Below are 15,225 nucleotides of genomic sequence, written 5' to 3'. Positions count from 1 at the left end.
AGTGATTACAGCTTGCAGAAGTTTTAGAATGTTATAATATCACACACCATCGACTTGTCACGATGGATTGAAGCATTATGTTACAGAATAAACGGCCTCTTTTAGCACTTATTTCTGCTTTTGGCCTTGCTCTTGGCACGTCATTAGCACCGCCAGCTCAGGCGGCGGTAGTTGCTTCTGTTAAGCCCTTAGGATTTATTGCGGCGGCGATTGCTGATGGGGTCACTCCGGTAGAAGTTCTGCTCCCTGATGGGGCATCTGAACATGATTACGCCTTGCGTCCTTCCGACATTAAACGCTTGCGGGCTGCGGATCTTGTGGTTTGGGTTGGACCTGAAATGGAAGCTTTTATGCCGAAAGTCGTGGCCCAACTTCCGGCCAAAAAATCCATTGAACTTGCCACTCTGGACACGGTTAAACCGCTATTGGTACGCGGTGAGAGCGACGATGATCACTCGCATGAAGGGGAGGATGAAACGCAAAATGACCACCATCATGGCGAATATAATATGCATTTGTGGATGTCCCCTGAAATCGCCAAACAAACGGCGGTTGCAATCCACGAAAAATTATTGGAACTTATGCCACAAAGCAGAGACAAACTAGACGCGAACCTGCAGCATTTCGAGGCAGAATTAGCGAGCGCCGATGCGCAAATAGGAATTCAGCTTACTCCGGTTAAGGGAAAAGGGTATTTCGTTTTTCACGATGCTTACACCTACTTTGAAAAACACTTCGGTTTGACCCCTACAGGTCATTTTACCGTCAATCCCGAGATCCAACCTGGAGCTCAGCGTTTACATCAAATTCGAACACAGTTGGTTGAGCACAAGGCCGTATGTGTCTTTGCTGAACCACAATTCAGGCCAGCCGTGATCGATGCTGTTGCCAGGGGAACCACAGTGCGTTCAGGAACGCTGGATCCGTTGGGAACCAACATCACAGTGAGTAAAGACAGCTATGTGAAATTCCTCTCACAGTTGTCTAATCAATATGCGAGCTGCCTGAAAGGAGCCTAGAGGAACTGGATAATTGCAGCAGATTGCCCGCGCTGTCGCGATGGCGTTTAACACATTGCCGCGAACTCACCGCATCATGTTGGGTTCACTCACCGTTGTAACTCTGGCCGTCTCCGTCTGGCGGCCCTATGTCTATCATCCTTCCGACGCAGGGGACAACCCGGTTGTAAAGAATATTGAGTTGAACAAAAATCCGCCCACGTTGTTGCCTGACGCCAGTGAACCTTTTGATGAGGAGACACCCGCGCTGGAAGACGATGTCCCCAAAGATGAGATCGATGAGATCGATGATGCGACGCCTAATCAAACGGGAAGATATGATTATGTCGTGTCCTCTGGCGATACATTAAGCAGTGTGCTTAATCAGTATGGCATCGATATGGGGAATATCAGCCAATTGGTGAAAGTTGATAAAGATCTGCGTAATTTGCGGATCGGTCAACAACTCTCCTGGACTTTGAACGAGAATGGTCAATTGCAGAGTCTGACCTGGGAAGCGTCTCGTCGTGAAACACGGACTTATGTGCGTTCTGGCGATACCTTCAAATTATCTTCTGAAATCCAGAAAGGGGAATGGAACAACAGCGTTCTTGCCGGTACCGTGAATGGCAGCTTTATTGGCAGTGCCAAAGACGCCGGTTTGAGCAGCAGTGAGATCCGCGAGGTCATCAAAGCACTGCAGTGGCAAATGGACTTCCGTAAATTACGCAACGGCGATAAGTTCGCAGTATTGATGTCTCGCGAGATGCTGGACGGCAAGAGTCAGCAGAGCCAGTTGCTTGGCGTACGCCTGCAAATGGGTGATAAAGACTACTACGCGATCCGCGCTGATGATGGCAAGTTCTACGATCGCAGTGGCTCTGGATTGTCACAGGGCTTTATGCGTTTCCCCACCACCCGACAGTACCGTGTGTCATCTAACTTCAATCCACGTCGTCTGAATCCCGTTACCGACCGCATTGCGCCGCACAAGGGAGTGGATTTCGCTATGCCATTGGGTACGCCGGTGCTGACTGTGGGAGATGGGGAAGTGATTGTCGCCAAACGCAGTGGCGCAGCGGGTAACTATGTCGCTATTCGCCATGGACGCCAGTACATGACGCGTTATATGCACATGAAGAAATTGTTGGTTAAACCTGGTGATAAAGTGAAACGAGGTGAGCGCATTGGGCTGTCAGGCAGTACTGGCCGTTCCACCGGGCCGCATCTGCACTTTGAAATCTGGATTAACAATCAGGCGGTTAACCCACTGACGGCGAAGCTGCCACAGATGGAAGGACTGACAGGTAAAGATCGTTCAGAATACCTGGCTCAGGTACGCGAGGTTATACCGCAGCTGCACTTTAAATAAACCCGCGGTTTTCCCATATCTGTAAGCTGACGGGATTTTCCCGTCAGCTTTTCCTTTTTTGGGGTTGAAGGTGGACATTGCAATATTGTCTGCCAGCACTATCATTAGCCGATTATGTTTGAGGCGAGTGCATGCAAAACAGTCAAAAAAACAATATTGAGTTTATTCCCGTCTTTCAACGGTCCTTTCTGCTGCCGCGCTATTGGGGAAACTGGCTGCTCATCGGCGCTTGTGCGGGACTGGCCTGGATCCCTGCCGGGATACGAGATCCGCTGCTTGGCGTACTGGGGCGAATGGCGGGAAAGTTAGCCAAAAGCGCCCGCCGGCGGGCGCAAATCAACCTGTATTACTGTATGCCAGAGCGCTCTGAATCCGAGCGGGAAAAGATCATTGACGAGATGTTCGCTACCGCGCCGCAATCGATGGTGATGATGGCGGAACTGGCGATGCGTCCTGAGCATACCCGCTCACGTATCACCTGGTACAATAAGGAAATCATCGATAACCTGCGGAGTGAAGAGCAGAACGTGATTTTTCTGGTTCCACATGGCTGGGCAGTGGATATCCCGGCGATGGTACTGGCTTCGGAAGGGCAGAAGATGGCCGCGATGTTCCATAACCAAAGCAACCCATTGATGGATTATATCTGGAACGCAGTCCGTCGCCGCTTCGGTGGTCGTATGCATGCAAGGAATGACGGTATTAAACCGTTTATCAGCTCGGTGCGGCAAGGCTATTGGGGCTATTATCTGCCGGATCAGGATCACGGTGCTGAGCATAGCGAATTTGTGGATTTCTTCGCCACCTATAAAGCAACCCTGCCTGCGGTAGGGCGTTTGATGAAAGTCTGCCGGGCTAAAGTGGTTCCGTTGTTTCCGGTGTACAACAATGAAACCCACCGGCTGGAGGTGTATCTGCGCCCACCGATGGATGACCTGCTCACGGCGGATGACACCACACTGGCGCGTCGTATGAATGAGGAAGTGGAGATTTTTGTGCGGCCACATCCGGAGCAGTACACCTGGATCCTCAAATTGCTGAAAACGCGTAAAGAAGGCGATATCGAGCCTTACCAGCGTAAGGATCTTTATCGTAAGAAGTGAGGGGGAGTGGGTGAATGAAGTCGGTCTCCACACGCCTTGTGCCTGGAATAGTCCTGCCGTAAAGCACCGTACCAGAGAGATGAGTGGACCAGAAAATGTTATTGAGCCTGACGGCTCAATAACATGGCGGAGATCTAGTCGACACGCAATACGCGACTGGTGTTAGTGGTACCCATGGTGCTCATTACGTCACCCTGTGTGACGATGACTAAATCGCCGGACATCAGGAAACCTTTATCACGCAGCAGATTAATGGCGTCGTGAGCGGCGGCCACGCCGTCGTTATTGCTGTCGAAATAAACCGGGGTTACACCGCGGTATAGCGCGGTCAGGTTTAGGGTACGTTCGTGTCGGGACATGGCGAAAATTGGCAGGCCGGAGGTAATTCGGGAGGTCATCAGCGCGGTACGACCAGACTCGGTCATGGTAATGATCGCGGTGACGCCCTGGAGATGGTTGGCCGCGTACATGGCTGACATCGCAATCGCTTCTTCAATATTGTCGAATTGCACATCCAGGCGGTGCTTGGAAACGTTGATACTGGGGATTTTCTCCGCGCCCAGACAGACTTTAGCCATGGCAGTGACGGTCTCGGCAGGGTACTGACCGGCGGCGGTTTCCGCCGACAACATCACCGCATCTGTGCCATCCAGCACGGCGTTAGCCACATCCATGACTTCTGCGCGGGTAGGCATTGGGTTAGTGATCATCGACTCCATCATCTGGGTCGCGGTGATAACCGCACGGTTCAGTTGACGGGCGCGGCGGATCAGGGCTTTCTGGATGCCGACCAGTTCAGGATCGCCAATCTCTACCCCTAAATCGCCCCTGGCAACCATTACCACGTCAGAGGCGAGGATGATATCGTCCATGGCTTCCTGGGTGGCAACCGCTTCAGCACGCTCAACTTTGGCGACGATCCTGGCCTCACAACCCGCTTCACGTGCCAGGCGACGCGCATAGTTCAGGTCTTCACCACAACGCGGGAAGGAGACAGCCAGGTAGTCGCAGTTAATTTGGGCTGCGGTTAAAATATCCGCTTTATCCTTCTCGGTTAACGCTTCAGCTGACAGGCCGCCACCGAGTTTGTTGATGCCTTTGTTGTTGGATAGCGGGCCACCGACGGTCACTTCGGTGTAAACCTTCATGCCCTGGACTTCCAGCACTTTCAGTTGTACCCGGCCATCATCCAGCAGCAGAATGTCGCCTGGCACCACGTCAGCGGGTAGCCCTTTGTAGTCAATACCGACTTTTTCTTTGTCGCCTTCGCCTTTACTCAGGCTGGCATCCAGCAGGAAACGATCGCCGACACTGAGAAAGACCTTGCCTTCTTTGAAGGTGGATACCCGGATTTTGGGACCTTGTAAGTCGCCGAGAATAGCCACATGACGGCCCAGCTTCGCTGCGATTTCGCGCACCTTGTTGGCGCGTTGTTGGTGATCTTCTGGGGTGCCATGTGAGAAGTTAAGACGAACAACATTAGCACCCGCAGCGATGATTTTCTCGAGGTTATTATCACGATCGGTAGCAGGGCCTAACGTGGTTACAATCTTGGTTCTTCTGAGACGTCTGGACATGTATGACTCCGTTGGCTTTGAAAGGGATAATGCTGGAGCAATCCCTGTAAAGGTTCAGTAATTATAATGACCAGGCCACGTCTTTCTTAGGAACGTGTGGGTGGCGCAGCCTGGGTTTCCTTCTCAAACCGCGATTCTTTAAGCGCCGCTTTGACGCGCTTAAGATTGTCGCGAAATGGCGCACCTCGCCGCAGTGTAAAGCCAGTGGCGAGCACGTCTATCAGTGTCAACTGGGCCAGGCGTGAAACCATCGGCATATAAATGTCGGTATCTTCCGGCACGTCCAGGGTCAGTGCCAGCGAGGCTTCACGCGCCAGTGGTGAGCCTGGTGAGGTGATTGCCAGTACGGTGGCATCATTGCCTCGCGCAAGCTGCGCCAGTTCGACTAAATTTTTAGTGCGTCCGGTATGGGAAATTAGCACTATCACATCGCTTTCCGTGCTGTTGATGCAACACATCCGCTGCATCACAATATCATCGGAATAGATGACAGGCACATTGAAGCGAAAAAATTTATTCATTGCATCATAAGCGACAGCGGCGGAAGCCCCCAAACCGAAGAAGGCGATTTTTTTTGACTGGGTCAGCAGGTCCACAGCGCGGTTGATGGCATTGACATCCAGACTCTTTCTGGCCTGCTCAAGTCCGGCCATCGACGACTCGAAAATTTTGCTGGAGTAAGTCTCTGCGCTGTCATGCTCGTCGATATTACGGCTGACATAGGGCGTACCGTGGGCAAGACTTTGCGCCAGCCGTAGTTTGAAATCCGGGAAGCCTTTGGTCTCCAGTCGGTGGCAGAATCGATTAACAGTAGGTTCGCTGACTTCAGCGTCACGGGCCAGCAGGGTGATACTGGCATGGATGGCGGAACCGGGCGAGGCGAGGATCACTTCCGCCACTTTGCGCTCGGATTTGCTAAGGTGCTCCAGGTGAGACTGGATTTTTTCCAGCATATTCATAACAGCGTCCATTCATATATTCTGGCGATTTCAATCAAAGGTGAAATCGATGTCAATTTGTAGAGAATATATGATGCGCTAATTATGTGGAGCAGCGACTTAGCCCGCTTTGTCGTTCTTTTTTATCAGACTTTGAGCTGTGTCTAACTTTCACAGTTGTAAACGACGTAACAAAAAAGCCGAAAAATTACGCACAAACTGTCCGCCCGGTGCGGCAAAATTTGCACAATCTGGCTACTCTGTGCTGATACGCCGCACTCAGGTTTACGTGGCCACAGCAAAAGCAGTACATTGTATTGAAAGAAAATTACAATAAGGGCCTGAGTGCTTACGGATCCCGCAGGTCAGGCTCACCCTGCAACGAGGAGAATATAATGGCGGATACACAAACAGCCCAGGCATGCGATCTGGTTATTTTCGGTGCCAAAGGCGATCTTGCTCGCCGCAAACTGTTGCCTTCCCTGTATCAATTAGAGAAAGCCGGTCAGATTCACGAAGAATCACGCATTATCGGCGTGGGACGCGCGGACTGGGATAAAGTAGCCTACACCAAAGTCGTTCGTGAAGCGCTGGAAACCTTTATGAAAGAGAAGATCGACGAAGCATTGTGGGACAAATTAAGCAGCCGGCTCGACTTCTGTAATCTTGATGTCAACGATACCACGCACTTCAGCAAACTGGGTAAAATGCTCGACCAAAAAAAGCGCGTTACCATTAACTATTTTGCCATGCCGCCAGGCACCTTTGGCGCCATTTGCAAGGGGCTCGGTACAGCTAAACTGAATGCTCAGCCTGCGCGAGTGGTGATGGAAAAACCGCTGGGAACCTCGTTGGAAACTTCCCGGGAGATCAATGATCAGGTCGGGGAATATTTTGAAGAGAACCAGGTTTTCCGTATTGACCACTATCTTGGTAAAGAGACCGTGCTTAACCTGTTGGCGCTGCGCTTCGCCAACTCCCTGTTCGCGGCTAACTGGGATAACCGTACCATCGACCACGTACAGATAACGGTGGCGGAAGAAGTGGGTATCGAAGGGCGCTGGGGTTATTTTGATAAAGCTGGCCAGATGCGCGACATGATCCAGAACCACCTGTTGCAGGTACTGACCATGATTGCTATGTCGCCGCCAGCGGATCTTTCTGCGGATCGTATCCGTGATGAAAAAGTGAAGGTGCTGCGCTCGCTGCGCCGTATTGATCATTCCAACGTGCGTGAGAAAACGGTACGTGGCCAATATACCTCCGGTTTTGTGCAGGGTAAAAAAGTGCCTGGCTATCTGGAGGAAGACGATGCGAACAAGACGAGCAGCACCGAAACGTTCGTCTCTATCCGGGTGGATATCGATGACTGGCGCTGGGCTGGCGTACCGTTCTATTTGCGCACCGGTAAACGCCTGCCGACCAAGTGTTCGGAAGTGGTGGTCTATTTCAAGAACCCGGCACTGAACCTGTTTAAAGAATCCTGGCAGGAATTGCCGCAGAACAAACTGACTATTCGTTTGCAGCCAGATGAAGGCGTGGATATTCAGATTCTGAACAAGGTTCCTGGTCTGGATCATAAGCACAAGTTGCAAACCACCAAGCTGGACTTGAGTTTCTCTGAAACTTTCAATCAGTCGCATGTCGCCGATGCTTACGAGCGTTTGTTATTGGAAACAATGCGTGGCATTCAGGCCTTGTTTGTGCGTCGTGATGAGGTGGAAGAGGCATGGAAATGGGTTGATTCCATCATGGAAGCCTGGGCTGCTGATAACGAACCGCCTAAGCCTTACCAGGCTGGGACGTGGGGACCGGTCGCCTCAGTGGCCATGATCACCCGAGATGGTCGTTCATGGAATGAGTTTGAATAAAAAACGTGATGGTTAATCTGCGGTGTTATTCCTGTTCTTAACGAAAAAATCAAAAGTAACGGCCTGTGATTACAGGCCTTTTTTGTGGATAAGGGACATAATGCTGATGCCGGTTATCTCTGATTAAGTCACATTTGTCGGGCGGTTTTTTAAAATGAACCGTGGTTTCAAAAACAGAGTAAGCGCATGGACGAGGCCGGTAACAATCCTGTATGGTAGAGGATGAAATCACTTTTCGGACGTCGAGTGCGTCGTTTTAGCCAGCCTCCGTTTCAAAGGATACAGGCTGGTCAGACAGGAGAAGCAGGTCAATGAGTAACTGGAAAACAAGCGCAGAACAGATTCTGACTACTGGACCGGTTGTGCCGGTTATCGTGGTGAACAAACTGGAACATGCGGTGCCCATGGCGAAAGCACTGGTTGCGGGTGGGGTGAAAGTACTGGAAGTCACGCTGCGTACAGCCTGTGCGATGGACGCATTGAAAGCGATGATCAGGGAAGTACCGGAAGCGATAGTCGGTGCCGGTACGGTACTGAATGTTGAGCAATTGAAAGAAGTGACCGATGCCGGGGCGCAATTCGTCATTAGCCCAGGCATTACGGAGTCACTGCTGAAAGCGGCGGTGGCAGGGCCGGTTCCGTTGATTCCTGGCATCAGCACCGTGTCGGAACTGATGACCGGAATGGATTATGGTCTGCGTGAATTTAAGTTCTTTCCGGCGGAAGCAAACGGCGGCGTGAAAGCGCTGCAGGCGATCGGTGGGCCATTCCCTCAGGTGCGTTTTTGCCCAACGGGGGGGATTTCGCCAGCCAACTACCGTGATTATCTGGCGCTGAAAAGTGTGCTCTGTATCGGCGGATCCTGGCTGGTTCCGGCTGATGCGCTGGACACTGGTGACTATCAGCGGATCACGCAACTGGCGAAAGAGGCTGTTGCTGGCGCGCGCTGAGTAGGTTAACGCAGTCAGTCAGAAAGAGGGTTGCTTCCCTCTTTCTGACGACTAAAAGCACCTGACATTGACGATGTCAGTCAGGGCTGCGATATTTTATCTTTAGGGTATCGACTGATCGGCGTTTTTCACGTTTATGTCGTGTGTATACATTCAGACGCGAACGTCAACGCCAGCTGCGCAGTTGACTGCTCGCGCGACGGCATCATCCGTATCCCGGCCCGTTGCCAGTGCCACGCCCATACGGCGTTTGCCGTGGATCTCCGGCTTGCCAAACAGGCGAATTTGCAGGCCAGCGCCGAGCACGTCCCCCAGGTCATATTGTACATTATCGCTGTCCAGCGCTGGCAGGATAACCGCGGATGCGGCCGGACCATACTGGCGGATACCACCAATCGGCAGACCGAGAAAGGCGCGTACATGCAGGGCGAATTCTGACAGATCCTGAGAGATAAGCGTCACCATGCCTGTATCGTGTGGGCGAGGGGAGACTTCGCTGAATATCACTTCATCGCCGCATACAAACAGCTCAACGCCAAACAAGCCATAGCCTCCCAGCGCTGTAACCACTTTTTCTGCAATGTGTTCAGCACGTTGCAGGGCTAGGGCGCTCATCTGTTGTGGCTGCCAGGACTCGCGATAATCGCCATCTTCCTGACGATGACCAATCGGCGCGCAGAAATGGATCCCATCCACGGCGCTGACGGTCAGCAGGGTGATTTCAAAATCGAACGTAACCACGCCTTCCACGATGACGCGACCGGCGCCGGCACGGCCACCTTGCTGTGCATAGTCCCAGGCGGTATGGCGTTGGGAAGCATCGCGGATAAAGCTTTGGCCTTTACCGGAAGAGCTCATCACTGGCTTAACGATGCACGGAAAGCCAATTTCCTGTACTGCCTGACAGAATGTCTCTTCATTGTCGGCAAAGCGGAAGGTTGAGGTTGGCAGGGACAGTTCTTCCGCGGCCAGACGGCGGATGCCTTCGCGGTTCATCGTCAGGCAGGTCGCGCGCGCGGTTGGCACCACGTGCTGGCCGTGTTTTTCCAGCTCAAGCAGCATATCGGTAGCGATCGCTTCGATTTCCGGCACGATGAAGTCAGGCTGTTCCAGCGCGACCAGGGTTTTCAACGCTTCACCATCCAGCATATTGATGACATGACGGCGGTGAGCAACGTGCATAGCGGGTGCGTCGGCATAGCGATCGACCGCGATCACCTCTATGCCAAGGCGTTGGCATTCCAGCGCGACTTCTTTGCCCAGTTCACCAGAACCCAGCAGCATTACGCGCGTGGCGGCAGGGCGCAGCGCAGTACCAAGAGTAGTCATATAATCTGTACCTGAATGGATGAAAAACGCGCGCAGTATAAACGAAAACGATTGCGTATACATCTGCTTTACGGGCTTGAGGCAAAATTTTATCACTGATACACTGTACAAAAATACAGTTAACCAAGGTGGGCATTATGGCTGTTGAAATTAAATATGTTGTGGTCAGAAAAGGTGAGGAAAAGATGACATTCGCCAGTAAGAAAGACGCTGATGCGTACGACAAAATGCTCGATATGGCAGAAGTGTTCTCCGACTGGCTGAGCGGGGCGCCATGCGATATGGAAGATCAACAACGTGAAGCGCTTGGCATGTTTTTCGCCGAAAACAAGGAGGTCGTTCAACATATTTTGCGCACCAGTAAACTGCCGGAGCAGGCAGGGGTGGTTGAAGAAGGGAAAGGTGATGAGGCTACTGAACGGAATGAAGAAGACAGCGCCGTTGAAATGACAGAAGCGGCTGTTGCCGACCAACAAGCGGAAAAACCCGCTAAATCTGGTCGTTCCAGCAAAGCGGCATAAGGGAAAGTAATTTAGTGATTCAATCAGGCGCTGCGTCAGTCGGTTGACAGCGCCCGCTCCATGGCGCTGCGCAGGTTTGGCTTCAGATCCAGGATATTCTTCAGCATCCACTTGAGATAGCCCGGATCGTGTTTGGCTACCTCATCGATTTTTTGTCCACGATACTTGCCAAACGGGAAGGTCGCGCTGGAACCGCGCACCTGCATTCTTCTGACCATTTCAGCAGCATCCCAGCCGGAAAAATTCATGATGCGCAGTAGAAGTGACGCTGTCACGTAACAGTCGTAAAGTGCACGGTGCGCATGTAGCCCTGCGGGCGGGTTAACCTCTAATTGCAGGGATTCTCTGAGTGCCTGGTTGCCGTATTTCCGCCCCGGCCACAAGCTTTTCGCCAGTGACAGGGTACAGATCCACTCGCCAGGCATTTCCGGTAGCACGCGACGGTCAAAACTGGCATTGTGCGCCACATAATAAGGGCTGCCATGATAACGGCTAATGACCTTTTCGATTGGGGGTTTGTCGGCCACCATGGCTTCAGTGATACGGTGGATAGCTATTGCCTCACGGCTGATGGGGCGGTCGGGGCAAATCAAATCACTCATGGGATTAACGATCTGGCCATTAATCACATCGACAGACGCCACCTCGACAATGCCGCCTTGCAGGCCGCAGGTTTCGGTATCAATCACACGTAACATCATTCACATCCCTATCAAAAAAGTGGCGGCTCGCGTAGCGAATGTACCGTGCCTTGCCAATCGTTACCCATTTGCCGGGCGATAACCAACTGTTCTCCAGCACCTCCCTGTACCACCTGGCGGCCATGCGGGTCCCAGAATGCGCTTTTACCGGCGCTTTGATACTGGCTGGCGGCAATGGAGAAAGGAATAAGCCGGGGATCGTTTATTTCCATTGCCAGTGCCGGACTGAAAGCCAGTTCATAACCGCTGAGAGACAGTTCGGGGAAAATCAGCACATCGACCTGAAGTTCAGCGGCCTGTTGGATAAAATCCATATGGTGCGAAATATTCCAGTCAATCTCACCGGCACGCGATCCCGATTGCGCCGCCGCAACGCTCCAGACGGACATAAGCTCTCCACTAAGGTTGGGAATGAGTCAAATACGTCACTGGCTCACCGAGAAAACACCAAACAGCCGAATTAATCTGTTATTTTTGCTTCGGTTCATAAGGCAAACGGGAGAGGCTCAGCGAGATCTGTCGGTACTGTGCCAGCCGCTGACGAAACCAGTCACGCAGGGATTCAGGCTGTTCACGTTCGACCGCCTCAGCAATGACTGGCATGTTATAACGCTCTTTAAACGCCACGCTGGCAGCAGCCAACTCAACGTTAACTTTATCTTTTTCTTCCTGTGGCAGCTCGGCCAGATTGTAATTCATCGAATTCTCCTGAGATTCGAGGCAAACATAAAGTACCCAGAGAGATTTCGCAAGTCTGGCGGTCAGTGGCTATCTTGCTGGACTCGACACCCTATTTTAAGCGGAGTATCCTTTCGAGCTTACCCAGGCTACAGCACCAGCACTGCAGCGCTGCTTTGTTCAGGATGACACGATGTTAACGCGTAAAATCTCTCTGTCCTTTGCATTCCTCCTGGCGGCGACTTTCTCGCAGCAGGTATCCGCTCATGCCCATCTAAAAAACCAGATGATGATACCGTGGGAAAAATCCCCGACCCATGGTCATTATCAGGTCAATGGGCTTGTGCTGTCAGTGGACGGTCATAAGGCCATGGGGAACGATAGCTGCAGCGTGAAGTAATATGTCTCTCAGTCTGTTTTATTTCCTGTGCCGCTGGCTGCATTTTACTGCGTTAATGTCGCTGACTGGAGGCAGTGTTTATACCGCATTGATGGCCCCGGCCAGATTCCGCAGCTATCTGGCAGAAAAATTTCATTACCTGCTGGCGACCAGTGCTGTGCTGGCGCTGCTTTCAGCTATTTTGCTGTTCGCTGTACAAACTGGCCTGATGGGCAACGGCTGGGCTGACCTGTTTAATGCTGATATCTGGCAGGCGGTTCTACAAACGCATTTTGGGCAGGTGTGGCGGTGGCATCTGATGGTATCCACTGCGGGAGTTGTGGCTCTGGCATTTAAAGGCAGACTTCGACAACAGCTGTTGTTACTGAGTGGGACAGGGCAGTTGATGGGGCTGGCATTTGTCGGACATGCCGCAATGCTCGACGGTGCTATGGGTATGTTGCAGCGCAGTAATCAGGCTGTACATCTTATCGCTGCGGCTTTCTGGGCTGGCGGTTTGTTGCCGGTACTGCTGTTGATGCGTGAAGCACACCAGTTGAATACGCGCTATGACGCAATTAGATCTCTGATGCGCTTCTCACGTTATGGACATCTTGCCGTTGCACTGGTAGTGATCAGCGGAATTATCAATGCATGGCTGCTCCTGGGCTGGCCGCTAACAAGTTTCCATCTGTACAGCCGGTTATTGTTGCTGAAAACAACTCTGGTGGTTGTCATGTGTGCCGTTGCATTATTTAACCGGTACTGGCTGGTGCCACGTTTTCAGCGCAGTGGCGCGCACGCTCAGTACTATTTTATGCTCACCACGTTATTGGAGTTGTTCCTTGCTGCGCTGGTTTTGCTGCTGGTCAGCGTGTTTGCCACGCAGGAACCGGCCTGAAATTGATTATTTTTACCGCCGCTCCAGGCGTTATCCAAAGAGGTTGCTAGATCATGAAAAAAATGGCCAGTTTGATGATTGCTCTGAGTTTTTGTTCCAGCGCGATGGCCGCAGAAATTATCACTGTCAGCCGTTTTGAAGTGGGGAAAGATAACTGGGCGTTTGATCGGGAAGAGGTCATGCTGACTTGTGCTAAAGGCGGTGCATTGTTGGTTATCAACCCGAGTACACTGATGCAATATCCGTTAAACGACGTTGCGCAGCAGATGATGAAAAGTGGCCAATTGAAAGGACAGCCGGTCAGCGTCATCCAGATTGACGATCCGCAACATCCTGGACAGAAGAAGAGCCTGGCGCCGTTTATCGAGCGTGCTCAAAAACTGTGTGACTGAGTCAGCCAGTAACATCCAACATTGGCATATTCGGCCATAACCTCCGTGAAGTAACCATTCTGCCAGCACGATCACAGAGCTGGCATCTTTCTGTTTCGTTGTTGACAACTGGCTGGAAAACCCCCACATATCGACTACCTTTTAAAGGGCAAGGCGACATCGCCTGCATAATGCCAACTTTTAGCGCACGGCTCCTACAGGAGCCATTTCCCTGGACCGAAGATAGGAATCGTCTTCGGTCTTTTTTTATTTGATTGTTTTTATTGGTTTTATTTTCGGTTACTCGAAATATGATCTTCGGTGTTTTAAAGCATCACGTATTCTTTGCCCCTGGTATCAAGGTACTAACCTCTCATGGCCTCAGATTTATGGTTCAGCAGTTTCTGCGCGAATTCTTTCCCTTTCTCCTGTTCATGGAGGAGACCGTCATATTGTAAGGCGGCCGTAACTTTGCCAATACGGCGGTTTTACGTTCCGGGGAATAATGCGTCATACAAGGCTCTGTCACCCCCATTATTCGAGGGGGCATTGTCCAGGGGGGGGAACCACCAATAAAGGTTGGCAATCTAATTACATTGAGGACCAGCATCAACGACAAGTACATGTTTACCTGGGTCAGCAATTTTCCAACCAAGATGAAAAACGGTTATTGCTTTACTGACACCACCTTTGTGATTAAATAGTGATATTAGACTGACCAATTTTTCTGATCCTATGCTTTGAGTTTCAAGGGTATCGTATGTTAAATCTCCATCATTTTCCATGTGATATTCCTCCATGAGATTTTCCTAAATGGTTAATCGATAAATTTAGATATTGTCCTAGAACAATTGATATGCGGTCCGATCTAACTGGCGGCTGAAGTTTACCAGCCGGAAGGACCGCTTTGCGGCCAGGCTGAAAGGCCTGAGAGACTCCCTGTGGAAGAACCTGAACGCCAACAGAAGACAGACCCTGAACACGGTTATCCGGGTAGTGCGTGGATGGATTAATTACCATGGCATCTCAGATAACAAAAGACGTGTGGGGCAGTTCGTCTACCAGAGCAGGCGGATCATCTGCAGGTGGTTCAACCGTAAAGGTGGCCGACACCCAATGACATGGGAAAAGCTGGATCTGATCCTCAAAATGCTGGGATACCCATCGCGATGGAGAACTCAGTCAATGTTCCACTCTCGCTGAATATGTGTGGGGACACTGATCTGTCGGGAGCCGGATGCGGTAGTTCCGCAAGTCCGGTTCTGAGGAGGGGCCCGTCCGGGTAACCAGCGGGTCTACTCACCTCAAACCCCTATACCGTCAGATCACAATTGGCCATTAGGGGATATATGTCTGTGAAATATTTTCTGGGTTATCCCCATTTCATGACATAGAGTATTGACTCTGAACATCCCATTGGTACCATCACCAGTCGGTCTGGTGTAGGCGAACCTATGATTTGACGGCACGCACAATTTCTCGGTAATGATTCCAATTTACTGATAGTGTTTTATGTTCAGATAATGTCCAATGACC

General features: G+C 51.4%; 16 protein-coding genes and 1 pseudogene. 10 read left to right on the top strand and 7 right to left on the bottom strand.

Annotated elements, in window-relative coordinates; genetic code table 11:
* The first annotated feature begins 77 nt into the window (after positions 1–77).
* The 3 genes from znuA (at position 78) to lpxM (ending at position 3,473) form a co-directional block, all read left to right on the top strand.
* A complete protein-coding gene (gene znuA / locus EH228_RS14400; RefSeq protein ID WP_152322315.1) occupies positions 78–1,019 on the top strand; it encodes a zinc ABC transporter substrate-binding protein ZnuA in 942 nt (313 codons plus the stop codon).
* A gap of 13 nt (positions 1,020–1,032) precedes the next feature.
* Positions 1,033–2,370, top strand: coding sequence for a murein DD-endopeptidase MepM (gene mepM, locus EH228_RS14395; RefSeq protein ID WP_152322314.1), 1,338 nt, complete (start codon positions 1,033–1,035; stop codon positions 2,368–2,370).
* A 131-nt stretch (positions 2,371–2,501) separates the two neighbouring features.
* A complete protein-coding gene (lpxM, locus tag EH228_RS14390) occupies positions 2,502–3,473 on the top strand; it encodes a lauroyl-Kdo(2)-lipid IV(A) myristoyltransferase (RefSeq protein WP_152322313.1) in 972 nt (323 codons plus the stop codon).
* Between the two features lie 134 nt (positions 3,474–3,607).
* Here the strand turns inward: lpxM and pyk are convergent, their stop codons facing one another.
* Positions 3,608–5,050 carry a pyruvate kinase gene (gene pyk / locus EH228_RS14385; RefSeq protein ID WP_152322312.1) on the bottom strand — a complete coding sequence of 481 codons (1,443 nt, stop codon included), beginning with the start codon at positions 5,048–5,050 and terminating at the stop codon, positions 3,608–3,610.
* Between the two features lie 86 nt (positions 5,051–5,136).
* Positions 5,137–6,009 carry a MurR/RpiR family transcriptional regulator gene (locus EH228_RS14380; protein WP_152322369.1) on the bottom strand — a complete coding sequence of 291 codons (873 nt, stop codon included), beginning with the start codon at positions 6,007–6,009 and terminating at the stop codon, positions 5,137–5,139.
* A 374-nt stretch (positions 6,010–6,383) separates the two neighbouring features.
* On the opposite strand from EH228_RS14380, the gene zwf reads away from it, so the two are divergent.
* Complete coding sequence (zwf, locus tag EH228_RS14375; protein ID WP_152322311.1) at positions 6,384–7,859, top strand: glucose-6-phosphate dehydrogenase; 1,476 nt, start codon at positions 6,384–6,386, stop codon at positions 7,857–7,859.
* A gap of 311 nt (positions 7,860–8,170) precedes the next feature.
* Positions 8,171–8,809, top strand: a complete 639-nt coding sequence (locus EH228_RS14370; RefSeq protein ID WP_152322310.1) for a bifunctional 4-hydroxy-2-oxoglutarate aldolase/2-dehydro-3-deoxy-phosphogluconate aldolase — start codon at positions 8,171–8,173, stop codon at positions 8,807–8,809.
* A 153-nt stretch (positions 8,810–8,962) separates the two neighbouring features.
* Here the strand turns inward: EH228_RS14370 and purT are convergent, their stop codons facing one another.
* Positions 8,963–10,138, bottom strand: coding sequence for a formate-dependent phosphoribosylglycinamide formyltransferase (gene purT / locus EH228_RS14365; protein ID WP_152322309.1), 1,176 nt, complete (start codon positions 10,136–10,138; stop codon positions 8,963–8,965).
* 137 nt (positions 10,139–10,275) lie between these two features.
* Here purT and EH228_RS14360 point away from each other — a divergent pair, with 137 nt between their 5' ends.
* Positions 10,276–10,659: a YebG family protein gene (locus EH228_RS14360; protein ID WP_152322308.1), complete on the top strand. Its 384-nt coding sequence runs from the start codon at positions 10,276–10,278 to the stop codon at positions 10,657–10,659.
* 35 nt (positions 10,660–10,694) lie between these two features.
* Here the strand turns inward: EH228_RS14360 and exoX are convergent, their stop codons facing one another.
* The 3 genes from exoX to EH228_RS14345 form a co-directional block, all read right to left on the bottom strand.
* The gene (gene exoX, locus EH228_RS14355) at positions 10,695–11,357 is read right to left on the bottom strand and encodes an exodeoxyribonuclease X (protein WP_152322368.1); all 663 of its coding nucleotides are present in this window, start codon (positions 11,355–11,357) and stop codon (positions 10,695–10,697) included.
* Positions 11,358–11,371: 14 nt separating this feature from the next.
* Positions 11,372–11,749: a nitrilase-related carbon-nitrogen hydrolase gene (locus tag EH228_RS14350; protein WP_152322307.1), complete on the bottom strand. Its 378-nt coding sequence runs from the start codon at positions 11,747–11,749 to the stop codon at positions 11,372–11,374.
* Between the two features lie 79 nt (positions 11,750–11,828).
* Positions 11,829–12,059 (bottom strand): DNA polymerase III subunit theta, encoded by a 231-nt coding sequence (locus EH228_RS14345; RefSeq protein WP_152322306.1) that lies wholly within the window; start codon positions 12,057–12,059, stop codon positions 11,829–11,831.
* A gap of 172 nt (positions 12,060–12,231) precedes the next feature.
* On the opposite strand from EH228_RS14345, the gene EH228_RS14340 reads away from it, so the two are divergent.
* The 3 genes from EH228_RS14340 to EH228_RS14330 are packed head-to-tail and all read left to right on the top strand — an operon-like array spanning position 12,232 to position 13,710.
* A complete protein-coding gene (locus EH228_RS14340) occupies positions 12,232–12,438 on the top strand; it encodes a hypothetical protein (RefSeq protein ID WP_152322305.1) in 207 nt (68 codons plus the stop codon).
* A 1-nt stretch (position 12,439) separates the two neighbouring features.
* Complete coding sequence (gene copD / locus EH228_RS14335) at positions 12,440–13,318, top strand: copper homeostasis membrane protein CopD (RefSeq protein WP_152322304.1); 879 nt, start codon at positions 12,440–12,442, stop codon at positions 13,316–13,318.
* 53 nt (positions 13,319–13,371) lie between these two features.
* A complete protein-coding gene (locus EH228_RS14330) occupies positions 13,372–13,710 on the top strand; it encodes a YebY family protein (protein ID WP_152322303.1) in 339 nt (112 codons plus the stop codon).
* A gap of 566 nt (positions 13,711–14,276) precedes the next feature.
* Here the strand turns inward: EH228_RS14330 and EH228_RS14325 are convergent.
* Positions 14,277–14,474, bottom strand: coding sequence for an AAA family ATPase (locus EH228_RS14325; protein WP_204902668.1), 198 nt, complete (start codon positions 14,472–14,474; stop codon positions 14,277–14,279).
* An 88-nt stretch (positions 14,475–14,562) separates the two neighbouring features.
* On the opposite strand from EH228_RS14325, the pseudogene EH228_RS14320 reads away from it, so the two are divergent.
* Positions 14,563–14,892 (top strand): annotated as a pseudogene (locus tag EH228_RS14320) (group II intron maturase-specific domain-containing protein); the annotation flags it as partial.
* Between the last annotated feature and the right edge of the window lie 333 nt (positions 14,893–15,225).

The organism is Erwinia endophytica (assembly GCF_009295515.1).
Taxonomy (GTDB): Bacteria; Pseudomonadota; Gammaproteobacteria; order Enterobacterales; family Enterobacteriaceae; genus Erwinia; species Erwinia endophytica.
Note: the sequence above shows the minus strand (reverse complement) of the source record. Positions and strands in the feature narration are given on the sequence as shown.